Source organism: Pseudomonas sp. HMWF032 (assembly GCF_003060885.1).
GTDB lineage: Bacteria > Pseudomonadota > Gammaproteobacteria > Pseudomonadales > Pseudomonadaceae > Aquipseudomonas.
This window is the reverse complement of sequence record NZ_QAIG01000005.1, coordinates 432,077-452,837: the sequence shown is the minus strand read 5'-3', so window position 1 is coordinate 452,837 and position 20,761 is coordinate 432,077. Positions and strand designations below refer to the sequence as shown.

Here is a 20,761-nt window from a genome sequence, read left to right as displayed (position 1 = left end):
GCAGGCGAAAGGGTGGTCATTGTACATACCCACCTAGGCCGTCACAAATCTTAGTGACGACGCCTTGAAAACATATGTCGCGAAAACGAAGGATTAGACCGGAAGGTCGTGGTAGCGACCAACCAGTCAGCGCAAGCGCTGAAGTGTATCAGCTAGCGCGCCTTAGCAATCTCTTGCTGGATCCCAGCAAAGTTGCGCGGCCATGGCTTACCAGCCTGCACCTTGGCGGGCAGGGTGCGCAAGGCCGCCTGAGCAGCCTCACGGGTTGCAAAGCTGCCATACGTCACCACGTACAGCGGCTTACCCTGATGCTGCTTCTTGAAATAGTGGTAATCCGCGCCATGGGCTTTTACAAAAGCCTGCGCACCACTTTCCAGTCGCGCACCGAGGATCTGCAGGGTAAAACGCGAACCAGCCTGGGCTGCATACCAGTCGCCCCCCACCGCCGAAGCCGCGGGCTTGGCCGGAGCAACTGAGACCAGCGGCTTACTTAATGGCGCAGCAGCAACAACTGGCGCCACGGGCTTGACCACCGGAGCGACCGGCGGTGCAACTTTCACAGGTTCAGCCACAGGAGGTGCAACTGGCGTAGCCGGGACGACCGGGATCGTCGCAGATCGCACCGGAGCAGCCTCAGCTACCAGCTCAGGAGCTGTGGCCGCACCCGCCACATCTGACTCCTCCGCACCGCTCAATCCAGCCGCCTGAGCCAGAGGCTCACGTATCACCGGTTGCGCCTCACCCACCAAAGGCAGCGGTAACGGCTGGTTGGCCCCCTCAAACTGAATAGCAGGTGCAACCGCAGGCGCAGCAGGCGCTGCCGCGTCCACTGCCACAGCCGGTGGCACAGCGCCGCCCAGGGGCAACTGCGCAATCATTGGCGCCTCGACATCCTCAACCACACGCCCCTGCATAAACCAGGCGGCGAGAATACCGATAGCGACGACACACAGCGCCAGCAAATGCTTGCGCGGCAGACTAAAGGCAAACCCACCACGGCTCGCCGCACCGCGCCGCGCCAGCATCGAATCCAGCAGTATTTCGCGGGCGACCTGGTTGATCGCACCCGGCCAACCGCCGGACTGCTCATGAATGTCGGCAACCTGATCATCACTGAAGAGTTCAATTCCCTGCCCAGCTCCCTCAAGGCGCTGCGCCATGTACTCCCGGGTCTCGTCTTCGCTATAGGGTTGCAGCTCAATGACGTGGAAGCATTCATCGCCCGCAGCAACCTGCTCAAGACGCAGCAACAACTGCGACTCGGCGAACAGAAACACGTGAGGCCGCCCCTCGGCATTGCCAACAGCCAAACTCAACAGACTGGTCAGCGCGGCATCACTGAGGTCCTCGGCATCATCGACGAGCACATAAACTTCCTGCCCAGTCAGCGCCAACTGACCGACCTGCGCCAGAATCGCCGGCAACTCTGGACGCTGCACCTGCAAGCCCTGAGCAACCTGACGCAGAATGCTTGCAGGATCAGAAGAGCCCTTCGCAGAAACCACAATGCTCTGCACGGCCTGCTTGTTGGTACTCGCTACCAACGCCTGACGCAGCAGCGTCTTACCGCTGCCATCCGGGCCGCTGACCACCAACAACAACTGGCTGTAGCGCGCCAGGTGATGCAGCTGCCCCAATACCGGCTTGCGCTGCGCTGGAAAGAACTTGAACCCTGGCACTCGCGATGCGAAGGGGTCATGAGTGAACTGGTAGTGATCGAGAAACGCCTCGTCAGCATGCAAACTTGTCATGGGCCACTCGTTAGTTTTTAAGCTGAGCCAGCTGCGCCGCATAATCTGCGCTCAGCGTGGCATTCAAAATTTCCCGGGGAAAGTCACCGGTTACCACCGCCTCGCCCAAGCCGCGCAACAACACCAAGCGCAATTTGCCATCGAGGACCTTTTTGTCGACCGCCATATGCTCCATAAAATCCTCGGCTGTCATATCTTGCGGCGGCACCACAGGCAAACCGGCCGTGACAAATAAGCGCACCACCCGCTCACGCTCAGCAGCCGTAATCCAGCCCAGGCGCTCGGACATATCCAACGCCATGACCGTACCGGCGGCAACAGCCTCACCATGCAACCAGACACCGTAACCCTGATGCGTCTCTATGGCATGGCCAAAAGTGTGCCCGAGGTTCAAGGTGGCACGCACACCAGACTCACGCTCATCCGCAGCCACCACCCGCGCCTTGGCAGCACAGGAGTGAGCAATAGCGGCCGTCAACGCCTGCTGATCCAGACAACGCAATGCAAGCATGTGCTCCTCAAGCCAGGACAGGAAAGGCTCGTCACAGATCAGGCCATACTTGATTACTTCCGCAAGACCAGCAGATAGCTCACGAGCCGGCAAAGTAACCAGCGTGGCCGTATCAATCAACACGGCTTGCGGCTGGTAAAACGCGCCCACCATATTTTTACCCAGCGGATGATTAATACCCGTCTTGCCGCCAACGGATGAATCGACCTGGGACAATAGCGTTGTCGGTACCTGGATAAAGTTCACGCCACGCTGATAACAGGCAGCCGCAAAACCCGCCATATCACCAATCACCCCCCCCCCCAGGGCAATCACCGTTGTGCGTCGATCATGTCGCGCCCCCAGCAGTCCATCAAAAACCAGCTGCAGTGTTTCCCAGGTTTTGTAACTCTCACCATCAGGCAAAACAACAGAGGCAACGGCATAGCCTGCGAGCGAACGCTCAAGCGTAGCAAGGTAAAGGGGAGCAACTGTCTCATTGGTCACTATCGCGACTTGTCGACCGACAATATGGGCCGCCAACAAATCAGCACGAGCCAACAGCTCGGCACCGATATAGATCGGATAGCTGCGTTCACCAAGATCGACATGAAGAGTCTGCATAAAACCCCCAGATAACAAAGGGGGCTAGGATAGCGCAGTTACGCCTGCGCTTTAACGGGGAGAAAGCACCGCAAGGCGCTCAAGAATCTCTTGCACGACCAAACGCGGAGGACGCTCGTCGGTTTCCACGACAATATCGGCAACCTCGCGGTACAGCGGATCACGAACCGCGAACAGCTCTGCCAAAACCTTGCCTGGATCTGCCGCACGCAACAACGGTCGATTGCGGTCTCGCGAAGTGCGATCCACCTGCTGCTCAACAGAAGCATGCAAATAAACCACATGGCCACCACGCTTCAGAGCCGCGCGGTTTTCAGCACGCATAACAGCACCGCCCCCCGTCGCTAATACCATGCCATCAACATCACAGAGTTCGACTATTACCGCCTGCTCACGCTCACGAAAGCCCTGCTCTCCCTCGACATCGAATATCCAAGGAATATCCGCCCCTGTGCGCTGCTCAATTTCCTTATCAGAATCCTTGAACGGCAACCGCAACTCTTTAGCCAATAGACGCCCGATGGTGCTCTTTCCCGCCCCCATCGGGCCAACAAGAATCAAATTTTGCACTGAATCAACGACTCACCGCGACAGCTTGGTTGTTCATGATTCGCGGAGTCAGGAAAATCAGCAGCTCTGACTTCTTGTCCTGAACTAGATCACGACGGAACAAACGCCCTACATAGGGTATATCCCCCAAGAATGGCACCTTATCAACTGACTTCGATTGAGTGTTAGAAAAAACACCACCTATAACAATAGTCTCACCATCCGCAACAAGAACCTTCGCATTAACTTCGTTCTTATTTATTGACGGCACACCACCGGTAGCAGCAGCCTGCGAGAAATCTGGAGCATCTTTTGTTACCTTAACCTCAACGATGACACGACTGTCTGGTGTTATTTGCGGTGTAACCTCAAGAGATAAAGCAGCCTGCTTAAACGATGTACTTGTTGCACCACTTGAACTAGCTTCTTGGTATGGAACTTCTTGGCCTTTCAATATTTTTGCAGTCTCTTTGTCCGCAGTTACAACCTTAGGCTGCGAAACAACCTCTCCAGACCCGGTCTTTTCCATAGCACTCAGCTGAAGATCCAGAATTGCGTTATCAGTGATAAATCCAATACCAATGCCAGTAGTTGCACCAGCAGCCCCAAGATCGACAAAAGGTGTGTTAGCTGGAATCTTTAGCTTACCTGCGAATTGACCCACTCGACTTTCGTCATCATCTTCGACTGTCAAACTCCCGTTCTTACCATAACCCAGCCATTTGCCACTATCCCCAGCCCAAAGGTTGCCGCCCCAGCGAACGCCCAGAGACTTGTCAAAATCAACATTTGCCTCAACTATACGAGCCTCAATCATGACCTGCCTTACAGGTATATCTAATTGAGTAATAATACGGCGAAGCTCATCAATTCGCTCTTGAGTGAGTGTAATTATGAGGGTATTAGTTCTATCATCAGAAATGACAGCCCCCCGCATATCATCTTTTAACACCCCTTTCGAATCATTATCCTCATATATTTTTGCTATATCAGAGGCCTTGGCATAATTAAGCTGAATAACATCCTTGCGCAAAGGAGCAAGTTCCGCCACTTGTTTCTGAGCCTCTAACTCTTGACGCTCTCTAGCGGCGATTTCATCTGCCGGTGCCACCATCAAAACATTACCAACCTTGCGCTTATCTAAACCCTTAGTTTTCAGAACAAGATCCAACGCCTGATCCCAAGGCACATTCTGCAAGCGCAGAGTGATATTCCCAGAAACAGTGTCACTTGCAACAAGGTTTAAGTCAGTAAAATCTGCAATCAACTGTAAAACCGATCGAACATCAATATCCTGAAAATTAAGAGAAAGTTTCTCCCCAGAATACGCAAAACTCTCCGCCTTCCTCCTTTCAACCTCATTCTGGGTCAATGGTTTCACACTAATCGTTAGCTTATTATCTGCCTGATACGCCAGATAGTCATATACACCGGCAGGCTCAATAATAACACTTGCCTTATCACCTACGCCTGTCGATGTAATGAACTGGACAGGCGTAGCAAAATCCTTAACATCCAACTTCACTCGAAGAGCCTCGGGGAGGCTAGTCTTAGCAAAATCCAGACGAATTTTTCCATCCTGCTCCTGTATATCAGGAGCAACAGAAGCATCAGACAAACTAATAACTATATTTCCTTCCCCAAGTTCGCCACGCTGAAAATCAATACCGCCAATCTCCCTGGACTGAGGAATATATTTTTTAATTGCTGGCACTGTAGTTTTAGCAACCAAGGGATTGCTCGTAGCTGGCACAGTGACCAAGCCACCATCACCAACAGTCACATATAGGCTATTACCATCAGCACGTGTCTGATATGGAACAAGACTTGTTAAATTAATGATCAGGCGAGTGCGATCTCCAGCCTCAACAACAGTCACACTACGCGCATTACCAACACCTAGCTCACGATTCTTAGCCCCAAGCTTGTTTGATACACCTGGCAAATCGAGAGCAATGCGAGCAGGCTGCTCAATCGTATAGCCACGCGGCGCCAACACAGGCTCATCAAACGAAAGTTTCAACTCAACTCGGTCACCAGGCAGTGTAGCAACATCAAGAGCCTGTAAGTTAGCAGACAAGACTGGAGGAGAAAAAAGCACAACAATAAGCGAGAGCCCTATCGACAAAATGGAGTTATTCATCATCATATTCCGCCGAGCAGATTGGTTATTCTTTTTCATATTTACTCCGCTCTAGCTTCAAGAGCGCTCTTTAAGAGATAACGTTCGCGGGCGCTCTAACCAGCCCCCCTCACCATCAGGCACAATTTCCACTACATCGATTTTAGATTCATCGATAGTAATTATACGCCCGTAGTTGCGCCCCAAATAATCGCCAACCCTAACCCGATGAACCCCACTGACCCCGCTAATCAGCGCAAAAACTCCAGAGTCGTTCGCAAGAGTACCAACCATAGCGAAGGTTTCTATGTTAAAACCTTCAAGAAACTGTTTCGTACGAGCCTCATCAGGTTTTATTCCCTGCAACCCTTTCTGCCTTGCAGCCATCTCTAACTTTACGGGAGGCTGGAAAGGACTTCTAAGCGCGGCAGCACTGTAAGCAAAGCTTTCATAAGGCAAAAATTTTGGCATCGGCTCAATCTCACCTTTAGGGCGAGTACGCACCTCATCCATATAACCCTGAAGATCTGAAAAATCTCCTCCGGCACCACACCCAGCAATAAACATAAAAGAAAGAGAAAGAAAACTTAAACAAACCCTCATGGCTGCGCCCCCTTATCATTATAACGATAGGTTTTAGCCAGAATATTCATTCTTAATTTCGACGCGCCATCTAGATCAGCGGAAATCAAACTAAAATCATGCAAAGTTACAATCCTCGGGAGACTTGCAACACCACTGACAAAAGTCGCTAAATCATGATAAGACCCAACAACAGTAATCTGAATAGGTAATTCGATATAGAACTGTTGAGCAACCTCTGGCAAGAGCTTGATCTCTTCAAACTCCAAGCCACTACCCAGCCCAGTTCGAGTAATATCTTCCAGCAAACCGGGAACTTCCGTATCGCTGGGCAACTGCTTCAGAAGGGCACCAAAAGATACCTCCATCTCTTGCATCTGTTCTTTATAGGCATCCAAATTGGCGGCCTGAAACGCCTTAGTTGAAAACTGATCCTTCAGAGCAACTTCTTCAACTTGCTTAATTTCCAACTGAGCCTGCAAATCTTTTAAATGAAAGTTATAGCCAAGCGCCAAAACTGCAACCAATAGAATAACACCCGCAATAATCTTTACAGCCGCCGGCCAAGACCCAACGTTGTTAAGATCAAGGTCATTCAGATCAATTTTACGCAAACTCTCCAAAGAGTCATTGAGGCTCATTGCTTACTCTCCTCAACAGCCAAATCAGGCTGAGTTTGCTGAACCGTTAGCTGAAATATGTTCGCCTGATCAACTGCACCTGCAGTCACAGATTTAACTTCAGTAAGATTAGGCGCTGTTAACCAATCTGATGCATCTAGGTTTCGCATCAAATTAGAAACCCGATTATTAGACTCAGCAGCACCAACGATCGCAATACTTTTCCCGGTCATTTTCACGCCAGTAAAATGCACGCCATCAGGAAGTGTTCTAACTAGCTGGTCAAAAACACGCCCAATAATTGGTCGGTTACCTTGAAGATCCTGAATAATCTTCATACGCTCAAGCAACTGCTGGCGGCGTGTTTTAAGCTCACTAATTTCCTTTATGCGCGCATCTAGAACGGCAATCTCTTTACGAACAAACTCATTTCGCGCATCTTGCTGCTCAATCGCACCACTAAGGTATTGGTCCCCGAGAAAAACAAAGCCTGCTGCAACTATAAAAACCCCAGCAAGTGTGACAAGAAAACGCTGTTTACGCTCTTCACGTAATTGCTCCCGCCATGGGAGTAAGTTAATACGTGCCATTAATCAAAACTCCTCATCGCCAGACCGCAGGCAATCATTAGTGCGGGCGCATCGCTTGCAAGGGCACCAGCATTAACTTTGCTGCTTAATGCCATTTCAGCGAATGGATTGGCGACCAGTGTCTGGGTGCCTATTTTCTGTTGAATAAGGCGATCTAGATCTGGAATTGATGCGGTACCGCCAGCCAGTAAGATGTAATCCACATCATTGAACTGGCCAGCCGCAAAGAAGAACTGCAGAGAGCGGGCAACTTGCTGAACGACCGCCTCTTTGAACGGCTGCAACACTTCACTTTCATAGTCGTCTGGTAGGCCGCCTTGCTTTTTGGCAAGACCTGCTTCTTCTACGGAAAGACCATAGCGGCGCTGGATCTCTTCAGTGAGCTGCTTGCCGCCAAACAGTTGCTCGCGGGTGTAGATGGTGCGGCCATTGTGCAGCACGCTTAACGTAGTCATGGTGGCGCCAATATCGACAACAGCAACCGTCAGTTCGTCGCGATCACCGCCAAGCTGCTGAACCAGCAGACCATATGCGCGTTCAAGCGCATAAGCTTCAACATCAACAACCTTGGCTGTAAGCCCTGCCAGAGCAAGGGCAGCCTCTCGCACTTCAACGTTTTCTTTACGACATGCCGCGAGCAAGACTTCAACGCGATCAGCATTGCGTGCAGATGGCCCTTGCTCTTCAAAGTCGATTGCGACTTCTTCTAGCGGATAGGGGATGTACTGATCGGCCTCAATCTTCAGCTGATTTTCCAGCTCATCATCTGAAAGACCTGCTTCCATCTCGATGGTCTTGGTGATGACGGCTGAGCCGGCAACCGCTACAGCGGCGACTTTCACACCGCTCTTGGCTTTTGCCAAAACACGCGAAAGAGCCTGCCCGACACCCTCCAGCTCAGCAATGTTCTTTTCAACCACTGCGTTTGGCGGGAGCGGCTCGACCGCGTATGCCTCTACCTTGAAGCGGCTTCCAGAGCGGCTCAATTCGAGGAGCTTGACGGAGGTCGAACTGATATCGATCCCGAGTAGCGTATTCGCTTTCTTATTGAAGAGCCCTAGCACGACCGATTTCCTATTGGCATCCGCGACTTACGGACTATTTATGTTTTTTCACATTAAATAACAGTCTTGACAGAAGCGCAAATGGCTACCCAGCAAAAAAACCGCTTATAATGTGATCAGTTTTTCTCTTTTAACCTTGTGTTCGGCTTAACTCGTTCTTTTATCTGGAAATCCAAAAATCTTGATGCGTCTTTTGCGTTTTTTCTGCTGGTCCTGCCTCGCCGTTTTTTGTGGCTTGGTGCTCAGTTTCAGCGGAGCCTTCCTCTATCTTAGCCCCAGCCTTCCATCCGTCGAATCTTTGCGCAGCATCCAGTTGCAGATCCCGCTGCGGGTCTACAGCAGCGATGCCAAACTGATCGCCGAGTTTGGCGAAATGCGCCGTTCGCCTATCGCCTTTGCCGACATCCCCCAGGACTTCATCAGCGCGCTGCTCGCCGCCGAAGACGACAATTTTGCCAACCATTATGGCGTTGACCTTACCAGCCTGATGCGCGCTGCAACGCAAATCGTGAAAAGCGGGCAGATCCAAACGGGTGGCAGCACCATCACCATGCAGGTGGCGAAGAATTTCTTTCTTACCAGTGAACGAAGTTTCTCTCGCAAGATCAACGAGATACTTCTTGCACTGCAAATTGAACGAGAACTTAGTAAGAATGAAATTCTTGAACTTTATGTGAACAAGATTTACCTGGGGAACCGTGCTTACGGTATAGAAGCGGCCGCCCAGGTCTATTACGGCAAGTCGATCCGTGACACCAGCCTGGCGCAAATGGCCATGATTGCCGGCCTGCCCAAGGCACCCTCGCGCTTCAACCCGTTGGTGAACCCAACGCGCGCACTTGAACGCCGCAACTGGATTTTGGGCCGCATGCACAACCTTGGCAGGATCGACAAGCAGCGCTACGACGAAGCCCTGGCAGAACCGATCAACGTGAGTTACCACGTTCCTGCCCCGGAACTGGTTGCGCCTTATATTGCCGAAATGGCCCGCGCTGAAATGGTCGGTCGGTATGGCAGCGAGGCTTATACCGAGGGTTTCAACGTCACCACCACTGTGCCCAGTGACCTGCAAATCGCCGCCAACAGCGCTGTGCGCGAAGGTTTGATTGCCTACGACCAGCGCCATGGCTACCGTGGACCGGAAAGCCGCCTGCCGGGCATGACCAAGGAGAACTGGCTAAGCGCACTGAGCAAGCAGACATCCCTTGGCGGCCTGGAGCCCGCCATTGTTACCAGCGTGGAAAAAAGCGGGATTCTGGTGTTGTTACGCAACGGCGAAGAGCAGGCTGTGGCCTGGGATAGCATGAAATGGGCACGCCCCTTCCTTAACACCAACAGCCTCGGCCCACGCCCACAGCAGCCAGCGGATGTCAGCCAGATTGGTGACCTGATTCGCGTACAGCGCCAGGACGACGCCAGCCTACGCTTTGTGCAGCTGCCTGCAGCACAAAGTGCGCTGGTATCACTTGACCCTAACAACGGCGCCGTTCGCGCGCTGGTCGGCGGTTTCTCCTTTGAACAGAGCAACTACAACCGTGCGGCTCAGGCTAAGCGCCAGCCAGGCTCAAGCTTCAAGCCCTTCGTCTACAGCGCCGCTCTGGATAAGGGCTACACAGCCGCGACGCTAGTGAACGATGCGCCGATCGTATTTGCCGATGATGCGCTTTCGCAGGTCTGGCGACCGAAGAACGATAACAACACCTTCCTCGGCCCGATTCGCCTGCGCGAAGCGCTGTACCGCTCACGTAACCTGGTTTCGATTCGTCTGCTACAGGACCTCGGCATCGACAGCACGCTGAGCTATATCGAGCGCTTCGGTTTTGAGCGCAAGAATCTGCCGCCCAACCTATCCCTGGCCCTGGGCACAGCAAGCCTGACGCCGATGGAGATCGCCGAAGGCTGGAGCACCTTTGCCAACGGCGGCTACAAGATCGAACCGTACCTGATCGAGCGCATTGAAGACCGCAACGGCAAGCAACTGTTCAACGCCAACCCGGCACAAACCCCCGCAGGTATTGAACAGCGTGCCCAGCAGCGTAGCGCAACGCTGATCGTGGGCGATCAACCCGTGCCAGCCGAACCGATCCTGGCCGAACAGATCATTGATGGCCGTACCGCCTACATCATGACCAGCATGCTGCAGGACGTGATCAAGCGCGGCACCGGTCGCCGCGCCATGGCGATGGGCCGGGATGACCTGGCAGGGAAGACGGGCACCACCAACGAGTCGAAGGACAGCTGGTTCTCCGGTTACAACGCCGACTACATCACGACCGTCTGGACGGGTTTCGATCAGCCGGAAAGCCTTGGCCGCAATGAATACGGCGGCACCGTGGCACTGCCCATCTGGATGGACTACATGGGCGCCGCCCTGAAGGACAAACCCAGCCACATGCTGCCCGAACCCGAAGGCCTCCTGACGCTGCGCGTTGACCCACACAGCGGCCGAGCCGCCACACCAGATACACCGGACGCCTACTTCGAGCTGTTCAAGAGCGAAGATTCGCCACCGCCCATGGGAGAATTCGACCCAGGCATGAGCATCCCCGGTAGCCCACTGCCGGCAGATGAGGCCGCACCACTCGACCTGTTCTAAATCGCCACGGCCAGGGGCGCGCCACGCGTACTCCCGAATGCTCAAGCGGATATGCACGCAATAAAAAACCCGCCGTAGCGGGTTTTTTATTATTCGCAGGTTTAGCCGTTGAACACATCGTTGACCGACTGCAGCGGGTAGTGTTTCGGATACGGAAGGGTCGCCACACCGCTCTCGATAGCCGCCTTGGCCACTGCATCACAGACTACGGTAATCAGGCGCGGGTCCATCGGTTTCGGAATGATGTACTCAGGGCCGAACGACAAGGCGATACCACCGTACGCATCGCAGACTTCCTGCGGCACTGGCAACTTGGCCAGGTCACGCAGGGCCAGGGCCGCTGCAATTTTCATTTCTTCGTTGATACGGGTCGCACGAACGTCCAGCGCACCCCGGAAAATGAACGGGAAGCCAAGAACGTTGTTGACCTGGTTCGGGTAGTCGGAACGACCAGTGGCCATGATCACATCGCTACGCACCTCACGCGCCAGCTCCGGCTTGATTTCCGGGTCCGGGTTGGAGCAGGCGAACACAATCGGGTTAGCCGCCATGCGCTTGAGATCTTCAGGGGCCAGCAGGTTGGCACCGGACAGGCCGACAAACACGTCCGCACCATCCAGCGCATCGGACAGGGTGCGCTTGCTGGTTTCGCTGGCAAACACCGCCTTGTACTGGTTCAGATCATCACGACCTGCGTGAATCACACCCTTGCGGTCAATCATGTAAATGTTCTCGACCTTGGCCCCCATGCTCACCAGCAACTTCATGCAGGAGATGGCGGCAGCACCAGCGCCCAGGCAGACAATTTTAGCGTCCGGCAGGGACTTGCCGGCGATTTCCAGGGCGTTGAGCATACCGGCCGCAGTAACGATAGCGGTACCGTGTTGGTCGTCGTGGAACACCGGAATATCGCACTGTTCGATCAGCGTGCGTTCAATCTCAAAGCACTCGGGTGCCTTGATGTCTTCCAGGTTGATACCACCAAAGGTGATCGAGATGCGACGAACGGTGTCGATAAAGGCCTGTGGGCTTTCGGACTCGACTTCAATGTCAAAAACATCAATGCCGGCAAAGCGTTTGAACAGCACCCCCTTACCTTCCATAACCGGCTTGGAGGCCAGCGGGCCAAGATCACCCAGGCCGAGAATCGCAGTACCGTCGGAAATAACTGCCACCAGGTTGCCTTTGCCGGTATAGCGGTACGCCAGCTCCGGGTCACGCGCAATCTCGCGCACTGGCTCGGCAACACCTGGGCTGTAAGCCAGGGACAGGTCGCGTGCGGTTGCGGTGGGCTTGGTTAGCTCGACACTCAACTTACCCGGACGGGGATTGGCGTGATAATCGAGAGCGGCTGTTTTCAAATCAGACATGGTGGCATTTCCGCTTGGGGCTGTTGAACAGGCAGGCGGCGAGGATACGCAAGTTGTATACAGCTGCACAAGACTGGCGAGTCCGGTTACGTACGGCGCACCAGAAACGGGCCGTTACCCCCGAAGAAACGGGCTTTGCGGGATAGCCCACGCTCTTCGAGAAAACGTTTAACAGCACCTTGTGACGATGTCACTCAGTCCAGCACACCCAACATGGCCTTATCGGTCAATGGCAGCATCCAGCGCGCCTGCCCAGCACGCGAGCCGCCACGCCTGGAGCGGTCGATCACCCAGCCGCGAGCTTCGACCTTACGGCCTTCAAGGCGTTGCACAGCACGCAGATCAAAATTGCCCAACGCCCGGGGCGCGATATGCAGCACCAGCGAATCGCCCATTTCCAGCCACAGGCCGCCGCCATTGCGCTCGACACGTTCAACCTGGCCCTGCACCAGAGCAAAGCCGCCGCTGCTCAACTGTTCGACGGCTTGCACCGGCGAACGCTGCCAGAGCCCGGTACGGGCCTGCCGGGCGCTGCGCTCGGCGTCTTGCTGGCACTGCACCAACGCCAGATTGGGCGCCACTGCCACCTGGAAACCCAAACCCTCGGCGAGCAACTGCGCCTCCAGATTGCGCCCGCTGCTGTCATAGGCGTGCGCCAGGGTGCGCCCGTAGTGATCCTTGGCCTGCTGGCCGTACTGCAACGAGACCCGACCATCACTGGCCGCCACCAGTGCCTGCAGGCGTTTGCGCGCCGCCTCGGCGAAAGGCTCGGCAGAGCGGCCCTGGCGGCCCATTTCCGGGCTGTTCAGACCGATCAAGCGCACATTGCGGCCATCGACCAAACGCAGGGTGTCGCCATCCACCACGCGCTGCACCTTGGCACTCGGCAAGTTGCCCGGCGCCGGGCAGAACGCCAACACTCCGCCGGCATAAACGCCGAAAACGAAAAAGGCGCCCACGAGGGACGCCTTTTTCAGTAGCGAGGTGCAAACCATGTGGGCCTGCGTCGCTGCGCGCACGCTTACTGCTTGGCGCCGAACATGCCGAAACGCTGTTTGAAGCGATCAACACGGCCGCCGGTATCCAGCATTTTCTGCTTGCCGGTGTAGAACGGGTGGCACTCGTTGCACACGTCCAGGCTCAGTGGTTTGGCCAGGGTGGAGCGAGTTTCGATCACGTTGCCACAGCTGCAAGTGGCGGTGACGGCTACATAGTTCGGGTGGATATCGGCTTTCATGATGATTCCTCAGGGCTGTCGTGCCGCCACCAGACACTATTGTCAGGTACCGCACGGAAATAGGCCGGCGATAATACCAGAGCACCGCGGCGACGCAAGGCCGGCCGTCGACCGGCTGCATGCTAAGATCGCGCCCTGCAACCAGGAGCCCATCGCTTGCCCGACGTCATTTTGCGCCTCGCCCTGCCTTCGCCGCTGCGCCGCCTGTTCGACTACCGTGCCCCGCTCGGTGTGCCGCGCAGCGCCTTGCAGCCCGGTGCGCGGCTGCGCGTGCCGTTTGGTCGGCGCGAGATGATCGGCATCCTGATAGAAGTGACCGATCACAGCGAAGTGCCGGCCGACAAGCTCAAGCCCGCCCTACACCTGCTTGACGCCCAGTCACCATTGCCATCGGCGCTGTTCAAGCTGTGCCTGTGGACCGCGCAGTACTACCAGCACAGCCTCGGTGACACCCTGAACTGGGCGCTGCCGGTGCTGCTGCGTCAGGGCGAACCGGCCGAGGCGCGTCAGGAGCGTTTCTGGTCGGTGAGCGACGGCGCGCAACTCGACGACCCACGGCTGATCCGCGCGCCACGCCAGCGCGACGCCCTGCGCACCCTCGCGCAGCACCCCCACGGGGTCGCCCACCAGTTGCTGAGCAAACTGCAGCTGAATAAGGACAGCCTCGACCTGCTGCTGGAGAAAGGCCTGGTTCAGGTTGACGTACGCCGCCATGCGCCGAGCAAGCGCCACGCCAACTGGCTGGCCCAGCCAGAACTGCCGCTGAATGCCGAACAGCGCGCGGCCAGCGAGGCGATCCGCTCAGGTTTCGGCAGCTTCAACGCCTTTCTTCTCGCCGGGGTGACCGGCAGCGGCAAGACCGAGGTCTACCTGCAGCTGATCCGCGAAACCCTGGAGGCCGGCAAACAGGCTCTGGTGCTGATCCCGGAGATCAACCTCGGTCCGCAAACCCTGGCGCGTTTCGAGCAGCGCTTCAACGCGCGCATCGCCCTGCTGCACTCGGCAGTCAATGACCGTGAACGCCTGGACGCCTGGCTGGCGGCGCGCGATGGCGAAGCCGATATCATCATCGGCACCCGCTCGGCGCTGTTCACCCCCATGCAGCGGCCGGGGCTGATCATCATCGACGAGGAACACGACGCCTCCTATAAACAGCAGGAAGGTCTGCGCTACCACGCCCGCGACCTGGCGGTGGTACGCGCGCATCAGGAAAACATCCCGATCGTGCTGGGCTCGGCCACGCCCTCGCTGGAAAGCCTGCACAACGCCCACAGTGGCCGTTACGCCCTGCTGCACCTGCGTGAGCGCGCCGGCGGTGCCAAGCAGCCGCGTTTTCTGCGCCTGGATGTGAAAAGCCGACCGCTGGATTCCGGCATCTCCGGTCCAATGCAGCAGGCCATCGCACAAACCTTGCAAGCCGGCCAACAGGTGTTGGTATTCCTCAACCGCCGCGGCTTCGCCCCAACATTGCTCTGTCACGACTGCGGCTGGCTGTCGGAATGCCCGCGTTGTGACGCGCGCATGACCGTGCACCAGCGTTCGCGCGAGCTGCGTTGCCACCACTGCGGCCACGTCGAGCGCCAGCCGAGCAACTGCCCGAAGTGCAACAACGTCGACCTGCGCCCTGTCGGTGCCGGCACCGAGCGCGCTGAAGAGCGCCTGGAAATTCTCTTCCCCGAGGTACCGGTCTTGCGCGTCGACCGCGACAGCACCTCGCGCAAGGAAGCCATGGCCACCCTGTTCAACACCGTACAACGCGGCGAGCCGTGCATCCTGGTCGGCACGCAGATGCTCGCCAAGGGTCACCACTTCCCCCGAGTGACCCTGGTGGCGATTCTCGATGCCGATGGCGGGCTGTTTTCTGCGGATTTTCGCGCCAGCGAACGCATGGCCCAGCTGATCGTGCAGGTCGCCGGTCGCGCCGGACGTGCCGAAGAGCCGGGCAAGGTGATTATCCAGAGCCACCTGGCCGACCATCCGTTATTGGTGCAGCTGACCGAACAGGGCTACTTCGCCTTCGCCGAACAGGCCCTGAGTGAACGCCGCAGTGCCGGCCTGCCACCCTTCTGCCACCTCGCCCTGCTGCGCGCCGAAGCGCATAAACCCGGTCAGGCCGAAGGCTTTCTCGACGACGCCTGCACCGAAGCCGAGTTGTTGTTGAATGAACTGAAACTCAGCGGCATCGAACTGCTCGGGCCGGTACCCGCGCCGATGGAACGCCGCGCCGGTCGTTACCGCGCCCAGTTGCTGGTGCAAGCCAACGCCCGCGCGCCGCTGCATCGCTTACTCAACACTTGGATGCATGCACTGGAACAAATGCCCAGCGGCCGTGCGGTGCGCTGGTCATTGGACGTAGACCCCATCGATCTGTTCTAGGACAGGCCGCCGCGCGCAGCCTGTTACACTGCACGTCATTTCGTTTAGCAGGCCTGTACCGTGACCCACACCGCTTTCTCTTCTCTGCCGCTTTCCGCCGCCATGCTGGCGAACCTCGAGTCCCTCGGTTACACCGAGATGACCCCGATCCAGGCGCAGAGCCTGCCGGTAATGCTCAAGGGCATGGACCTGATTGCCCAGGCCAAGACCGGCAGCGGCAAGACCGCCGCGTTTGGCATCGGCCTGCTCAACCCGCTCAACCCTCGCTATTTCGGCTGCCAGGCACTGGTGTTGTGCCCAACCCGCGAACTGGCCGATCAGGTGGCCAAAGAGCTGCGTCGCCTGGCCCGCGCGGCAGACAACATCAAGATCCTCACCCTGTGCGGCGGCGTACCCTTCGGCCCGCAGATCGGCTCGCTGGAACACGGCGCGCAGATCATCGTCGGCACCCCGGGGCGCATCCAGCAACACCTGAGCAAAGGCACCCTGAAGCTCGACGGCCTGAACACCCTGGTGCTCGATGAAGCCGACCGCATGCTCGACATGGGTTTCTACGACAGCATCGCCGACATCATCAGCCAAACTCCGACGCGCCGGCAGACCCTGCTGTTCTCCGCCACCTACCCGGCCGGGATCAAGCAGCTGTCCGCGACCTTTATGCGCGACCCGCAGCAGGTCAAAGCCGAAACACTGCACGACGACACACAGATCGAACAGCGTTTTTACGAAATCGCCCCGGAAGAACGGATGGGGGCCGTGGTCAAGCTACTGGCCAGCTTTCGCCCGCAGTCCTGTGTGGCCTTCTGCTTTACCAAACAGCAGTGCCAGGAAGTGGTCGATCATCTGGCGGCCAGCGGCATTTCTGCCGCCGCCCTGCATGGCGATCTGGAGCAGCGCGACCGCGATCAGGTACTGGCGATGTTCGCCAACCGCAGCCTGTCCGTACTGGTGGCCACCGATGTGGCCGCACGCGGCCTGGATATCGATGCGCTGGACATGGTGATCAACGTCGAACTGGCGCGCGACTCGGAAATTCACATTCACCGCGTCGGCCGTACCGGTCGCGCCGGGGAAAAGGGCCTGGCCATGAGTCTGGTCGCGCCGGCCGAAGGCCATCGCGCCCAGGCCATCGAAACCCTGCAGAAGGCACCGCTCAACTGGCATCCGCTGAGCAGCCTGAAAAGCCTCGGTGGTGAACCGCTGCACCCCCCCATGATCACCCTGTGCATCGCGGCCGGGCGCAAAGACAAGCTGCGCCCAGGCGATATCCTCGGCGCACTGACCGGAGAAGCAGGCATCCCTGGCGCGCACGTCGGCAAAATTGCCATCTTCGACTATCAGGCTTACGTGGCGGTCGAACGCAGCCTGGCCAAACAGGCGCTCAAGCGCCTGAGCGAAGGCAAAATCAAGGGTCGCTCACTGCGTGTGCGCACCCTCTAACCTTCAGATTCTGGTAGAAAGGGCGAGACCGGCTGCCGCACTCGAGCGGCTTGCAGTACAGGAGCATAGCTTTGCGCAATATTCTGGTGATCGAAGACAGCCCACTGGTGCTGAAAATTCTCGAGCATCTGTTTCGCAAGGAAAGCGGTTTTCAGCCAATCTTCTGCGCCTCGCTCGGAGAAGCCCAGGTGATGCTGGAAACCTCGGCGGAGCTGTTCTTCGCCGCCATCGTCGACCTCAACCTGCCGGACGCCCCGGATGGTGAAATAGTCGACGTGGTGATGAGCTACCACCTGCCCTGCATCGTCCTCAGCGGCACCTATAACGAACAACGCCGCGACCAGATGTTACTCAAAGGCGTGGTCGACTATGTGCTCAAGGAAAGCCAGCATTCCTACGAATATGCCTTCCGCCTGCTGCATCGCCTGGAAAGCAACAGCACGGTCAAAATCCTTATCGCCGAAGACTCCGAGGCCACTCGCCATTACATTCGTCATGTGCTGACGCCGCACCGCTATCAAATTCTCGAAGCCTGCGACGGTGACGAAGCCCTGCGCCTGCTCAAGGAGCAACCCGACATCGACCTGCTGGTGGTTGACCACAGCATGCCCGGACTCAGCGGTTTTGAGTTGGTCAAACTGCTGCGGCAGAAGATGAAACGCCATGAGCTGATCATTCTCGGCCTGTCCGCTGACACCAAGGGCTCGCTCAGCGCCAAATTTATCAAGCACGGCGCCGATGATTTTCTGCGCAAGCCCTTCTGTCCGGAAGAGCTCAACTGCCGGGTGATGTCGACGCTGGAGCGCCGCGATCTGTTGCGCGCGCTGAAACAGGCGGCGCAGTTCGACGCCCTTACCGGCCTGAACAATCGCCGAGCGTTCTATGAACACGGCCAGCGCCTGTTTCAGCAAGCGCGCTCAGGCGGCCGCGACCTCAGTGTGGCAATGCTCGACTTGGACTTTTTCAAACGAATCAATGACGAGCACGGTCATGCCAGTGGCGATGCTGCTCTGATTGCTTTTGCCCGTGCATTTTCGACCGCCTTCCCCGACGCCATACTCGGCCGTCTGGGTGGCGAAGAGTTTGCCATGGTCAGCCAGCAGGACGCCGCAACCCTGAACGCTGCGCTTGATCAACTGCGCAACCATTGCGCCACTCTCAAGTATGCGGTGGGCGCGCCGTCACTCTCATTCAGTGCCGGCATCTACTTTGGCGCTCCGGATGACCTGGAAAGCCTGCTGCATCAGGCTGACTTGCGGCTCTATCAGGCCAAAGCCCAGGGCCGTGGACGCAACTTCTGGCAGTAGTTACAGGCCATGACGCCGAAATATCTGCGCATAGCTCCCATCGGCACGCATCGCGTCAATCGCCCTGTTGAAATCCTGAGCAATTTTCTGGTGCTGCGGATGTCGCCGACTGATCAGGATGTGCAACCCGTTCTCGCTTAAGGGCTGTGGCAGAAATTCCAGCTGATCACGAATACCGGCCAGGCTGCGATTCAAGTGAAACCGGGCAACCAGCTCATCCTCCAGGGTCAGCTGCACCCGACGCGCCTGTAACATACGCGCAGCCACTTCAAAGCCGACCACACCCACCTTGGTCAAGCGGCTGTCCTGATCGAATTCACTCGAATAGGCATAACCGCGCACCACGGCGATGCTGTAGGGATAGAGATCCGACAGCTGGTTGAACCTGATACCACTGCCCTTGCGCTGCAGAAAGCGAATGCGATTGATCAGGTAGGGCTGTGAAAAGTAGCCGAATATTGCCCGTTCATCGGTGTACCAGGCATTGATCAGCACATCGTAGATGTCCTGCTGCAACCCGCGCACTGCACGCTCCCAGGGCACCTGAGCATAGCGGGTGGTATAGCCGGCACGCTGCAATGCAGTCGTGACCAGATCAGAAGCAACACCATTGTGCGGCAACGCCTGATCATTAAATGGAGGCCAGGGATCTGCCACCAAACGCAGCGGCTGCGCAGCGTTGCCCCCCAGGGGCACCAGCAGGGCCCACTGCAGTAGGCACAGACGCCATCCATTCATCAACGCCATCCCAGCAAGAGCAGAAAGCTAAGCCTAGCCGATCACAGCCGTGAGGGACCATCAGTTAAGATGCGCGCTGTTTTGCGCACATCGTGCGCAGTTGTCGTAGAGGAACGTGCCGTGTTGACACCCCAGGTCGTGATTATCGGAGCCGGTGCTGCCGGCCTTATGTGCGCGCTGACCGCCGCGACGCGCGGGCGCCGGGTGCTGTTGCTCGATCACGCCAACAAGGCCGGCAAGAAGATCCTGATGTCCGGTGGTGGGCGCTGTAACTTCACCAATATGTACTGCGAGCCGAGCAACTTCCTCTCGGAAAACCCGCACTTCTGCAAATCCGCCCTGGCGCGGTACACCCAATGGGATTTTATCGGCCTGGTCGCCAAACATGGCGTGCCATACCACGAAAAAAAGCTCGGTCAGCTGTTTTGCGATAACAAGGCCAGCGACATCCTCGGCCTCTTGCTCAGCGAGTGCGATGAGGCAGGCGTCGAGCTGCGCCTGAATACCTCGGTCAGTGAAATCTGCAAGCTGGACAGCGGCTACCAACTGCAGACCAGCGCCGGTAGGGTGCACGGCGAATCACTCGTGATCGCCACCGGCGGCCTGTCGATTCCGACCCTCGGCGCCACTGGCTTCGGCTATCAGGTGGCCCAGCAGTTCGGCCATACCCTGCTGCCAACCCGCGCAGGCCTGGTTCCTTTCACCATCACCGACCCGCAGCTCAAAGAGCTGTGTAACGCGCTGTCCGGCACCTCGGTGGAAGACTGCGTGGTGAGCTGCAACGGGCAGAGTTTCAAGGAAAATATCCTGTTTACCCACCGCGGTTTAAGCGGCCCGGCGATTCTGCAGATTTCCTCATTCTGGCAGCCAGGCGAGGCCATCCGCATCAACCTGCTGCCACACATCGACCTGCCCGAGTGGCTGTCCGAGCAGCAACGCGAACGCCCCAACAGCGAGCTGAAAACCCTGCTTGCCGAGCTGTTTACCAAGAAGATGGCCGGCCTGCTGGCAGACAACTGGTTTGCCTCCAAACCGTTGAAACAGTACACCCACACCGAACTCAAGGCGATTGCCGGGCAGCTCGGCGACTGGCAGCTGGTACCCGCCGGCACCGAGGGCTACCGCACCGCCGAGGTCACCCTGGGTGGCGTCGATACCCGCGAAGTGTCATCGAAAACCATGGAATCGCTGAAATCACCAGGGCTGTATTTTGTCGGCGAAGTGTTGGATGTGACGGGGCACCTGGGCGGTTTCAACTTCCAGTGGGCCTGGGCTTCAGGCTATGCCGCCGCACAATTTGTCTGA

At 57.0% G+C, this 20,761-nt stretch carries 17 protein-coding genes; 5 read left to right on the top strand and 12 right to left on the bottom strand.

What is annotated here, in order from left to right; all coding sequences use genetic code 11:
* Positions 1 to 152: 152 nt before the first annotated feature.
* Genes DBR00_RS04905 through DBR00_RS04870 form a run of 8 tightly spaced genes read right to left on the bottom strand, consistent with a single transcriptional unit; the run spans position 153 to position 8,392 of the window.
* Complete coding sequence (locus DBR00_RS04905; protein ID WP_108486812.1) at positions 153 to 1,751, bottom strand: AAA family ATPase; 1,599 nt, start codon at positions 1,749 to 1,751, stop codon at positions 153 to 155.
* 10 nt (positions 1,752 to 1,761) lie between these two features.
* Positions 1,762 to 2,865, bottom strand: coding sequence for a 3-dehydroquinate synthase (aroB, locus tag DBR00_RS04900; RefSeq protein ID WP_108486813.1), 1,104 nt, complete (start codon positions 2,863 to 2,865; stop codon positions 1,762 to 1,764).
* A gap of 51 nt (positions 2,866 to 2,916) precedes the next feature.
* Complete coding sequence (gene aroK / locus DBR00_RS04895; RefSeq protein ID WP_108486814.1) at positions 2,917 to 3,435, bottom strand: shikimate kinase AroK; 519 nt, start codon at positions 3,433 to 3,435, stop codon at positions 2,917 to 2,919.
* Positions 3,436 to 3,439: 4 nt separating this feature from the next.
* Entirely contained in the window at positions 3,440 to 5,557 is a 2,118-nt protein-coding gene (pilQ, locus tag DBR00_RS04890) for a type IV pilus secretin PilQ (RefSeq protein ID WP_108486823.1), read from the bottom strand.
* A 57-nt stretch (positions 5,558 to 5,614) separates the two neighbouring features.
* Positions 5,615 to 6,139, bottom strand: a complete 525-nt coding sequence (gene pilP / locus DBR00_RS04885; RefSeq protein ID WP_108486815.1) for a type 4a pilus biogenesis lipoprotein PilP — start codon at positions 6,137 to 6,139, stop codon at positions 5,615 to 5,617.
* On the bottom strand, positions 6,136 to 6,759 hold the full coding sequence (gene pilO, locus DBR00_RS04880) for a type 4a pilus biogenesis protein PilO (protein ID WP_108486816.1): 624 nt from the start codon (positions 6,757 to 6,759) through the stop codon (positions 6,136 to 6,138). Before pilO ends, pilP begins: the two co-directional genes overlap by 4 nt.
* Positions 6,756 to 7,328: a type 4a pilus biogenesis protein PilN gene (gene pilN, locus DBR00_RS04875; protein WP_108486817.1), complete on the bottom strand. Its 573-nt coding sequence runs from the start codon at positions 7,326 to 7,328 to the stop codon at positions 6,756 to 6,758. Before pilN ends, pilO begins: the two co-directional genes overlap by 4 nt.
* Positions 7,328 to 8,392 carry a pilus assembly protein PilM gene (locus DBR00_RS04870; RefSeq protein ID WP_108486818.1) on the bottom strand — a complete coding sequence of 355 codons (1,065 nt, stop codon included), beginning with the start codon at positions 8,390 to 8,392 and terminating at the stop codon, positions 7,328 to 7,330. Before DBR00_RS04870 ends, pilN begins: the two co-directional genes overlap by 1 nt.
* Positions 8,393 to 8,576: 184 nt before the next feature.
* Between DBR00_RS04870 and DBR00_RS04865 the strand changes: the two genes are divergently transcribed.
* Complete coding sequence (locus tag DBR00_RS04865) at positions 8,577 to 10,988, top strand: penicillin-binding protein 1A (protein WP_371920616.1); 2,412 nt, start codon at positions 8,577 to 8,579, stop codon at positions 10,986 to 10,988.
* Between the two features lie 101 nt (positions 10,989 to 11,089).
* On the opposite strand, the gene DBR00_RS04860 is transcribed toward DBR00_RS04865, so the two are convergent.
* The 3 genes from DBR00_RS04860 to rpmE form a co-directional block, all read right to left on the bottom strand.
* A complete protein-coding gene (locus DBR00_RS04860; RefSeq protein WP_108486820.1) occupies positions 11,090 to 12,358 on the bottom strand; it encodes a malic enzyme-like NAD(P)-binding protein in 1,269 nt (422 codons plus the stop codon).
* Between the two features lie 194 nt (positions 12,359 to 12,552).
* Positions 12,553 to 13,353: a thermonuclease family protein gene (locus tag DBR00_RS04855; RefSeq protein WP_108538046.1), complete on the bottom strand. Its 801-nt coding sequence runs from the start codon at positions 13,351 to 13,353 to the stop codon at positions 12,553 to 12,555.
* Positions 13,354 to 13,379: 26 nt separating this feature from the next.
* On the bottom strand, positions 13,380 to 13,595 hold the full coding sequence (rpmE, locus tag DBR00_RS04850) for a 50S ribosomal protein L31 (protein WP_090249983.1): 216 nt from the start codon (positions 13,593 to 13,595) through the stop codon (positions 13,380 to 13,382).
* 156 nt (positions 13,596 to 13,751) lie between these two features.
* Here rpmE and DBR00_RS04845 point away from each other — a divergent pair, with 156 nt between their 5' ends.
* The 3 genes from DBR00_RS04845 to DBR00_RS04835 all read left to right on the top strand — a co-directional run bounded on the left by DBR00_RS04845 (position 13,752) and on the right by DBR00_RS04835 (position 18,718).
* A complete protein-coding gene (locus tag DBR00_RS04845) occupies positions 13,752 to 15,971 on the top strand; it encodes a primosomal protein N' (protein WP_108485901.1) in 2,220 nt (739 codons plus the stop codon).
* A 60-nt stretch (positions 15,972 to 16,031) separates the two neighbouring features.
* Entirely contained in the window at positions 16,032 to 17,411 is a 1,380-nt protein-coding gene (gene dbpA, locus DBR00_RS04840) for an ATP-dependent RNA helicase DbpA (RefSeq protein ID WP_108485902.1), read from the top strand.
* Positions 17,412 to 17,482: 71 nt separating this feature from the next.
* Entirely contained in the window at positions 17,483 to 18,718 is a 1,236-nt protein-coding gene (locus tag DBR00_RS04835) for a diguanylate cyclase domain-containing protein (RefSeq protein WP_108485903.1), read from the top strand.
* Here the strand turns inward: DBR00_RS04835 and DBR00_RS04830 are convergent, their stop codons facing one another.
* A complete protein-coding gene (locus tag DBR00_RS04830) occupies positions 18,719 to 19,465 on the bottom strand; it encodes a substrate-binding periplasmic protein (protein WP_371920615.1) in 747 nt (248 codons plus the stop codon).
* A gap of 111 nt (positions 19,466 to 19,576) precedes the next feature.
* Between DBR00_RS04830 and DBR00_RS04825 the strand changes: the two genes are divergently transcribed.
* Complete coding sequence (locus DBR00_RS04825) at positions 19,577 to 20,761, top strand: NAD(P)/FAD-dependent oxidoreductase (protein WP_108485905.1); 1,185 nt, start codon at positions 19,577 to 19,579, stop codon at positions 20,759 to 20,761.

Bases quoted from the DNA above. Each gene is read 5' to 3' on its own strand.
- DBR00_RS04905 (WP_108486812.1), bottom strand. From the start codon at position 1,751: ATGACAAGTTTGCATGCTGACGAGGCGTTTCTCGATCACTACCAGTTC.
- aroB (WP_108486813.1), bottom strand. From the start codon at position 2,865: ATGCAGACTCTTCATGTCGATCTTGGTGAACGCAGCTATCCGATCTAT.
- pilQ (WP_108486823.1), bottom strand. From the start codon at position 5,557: ATGAATAACTCCATTTTGTCGATAGGGCTCTCGCTTATTGTTGTGCTT.
- pilP (WP_108486815.1), bottom strand. From the start codon at position 6,139: ATGAGGGTTTGTTTAAGTTTTCTTTCTCTTTCTTTTATGTTTATTGCT.
- pilO (WP_108486816.1), bottom strand. From the start codon at position 6,759: ATGAGCCTCAATGACTCTTTGGAGAGTTTGCGTAAAATTGATCTGAAT.
- pilN (WP_108486817.1), bottom strand. From the start codon at position 7,328: ATGGCACGTATTAACTTACTCCCATGGCGGGAGCAATTACGTGAAGAG.
- DBR00_RS04865 (WP_371920616.1), top strand. From the start codon at position 8,577: ATGCGTCTTTTGCGTTTTTTCTGCTGGTCCTGCCTCGCCGTTTTTTGT.
- DBR00_RS04860 (WP_108486820.1), bottom strand. From the start codon at position 12,358: ATGTCTGATTTGAAAACAGCCGCTCTCGATTATCACGCCAATCCCCGT.
- DBR00_RS04855 (WP_108538046.1), bottom strand. From the start codon at position 13,353: ATGGTTTGCACCTCGCTACTGAAAAAGGCGTCCCTCGTGGGCGCCTTT.
- rpmE (WP_090249983.1), bottom strand. From the start codon at position 13,595: ATGAAAGCCGATATCCACCCGAACTATGTAGCCGTCACCGCCACTTGC.
- DBR00_RS04830 (WP_371920615.1), bottom strand. From the start codon at position 19,465: ATGGCGTTGATGAATGGATGGCGTCTGTGCCTACTGCAGTGGGCCCTG.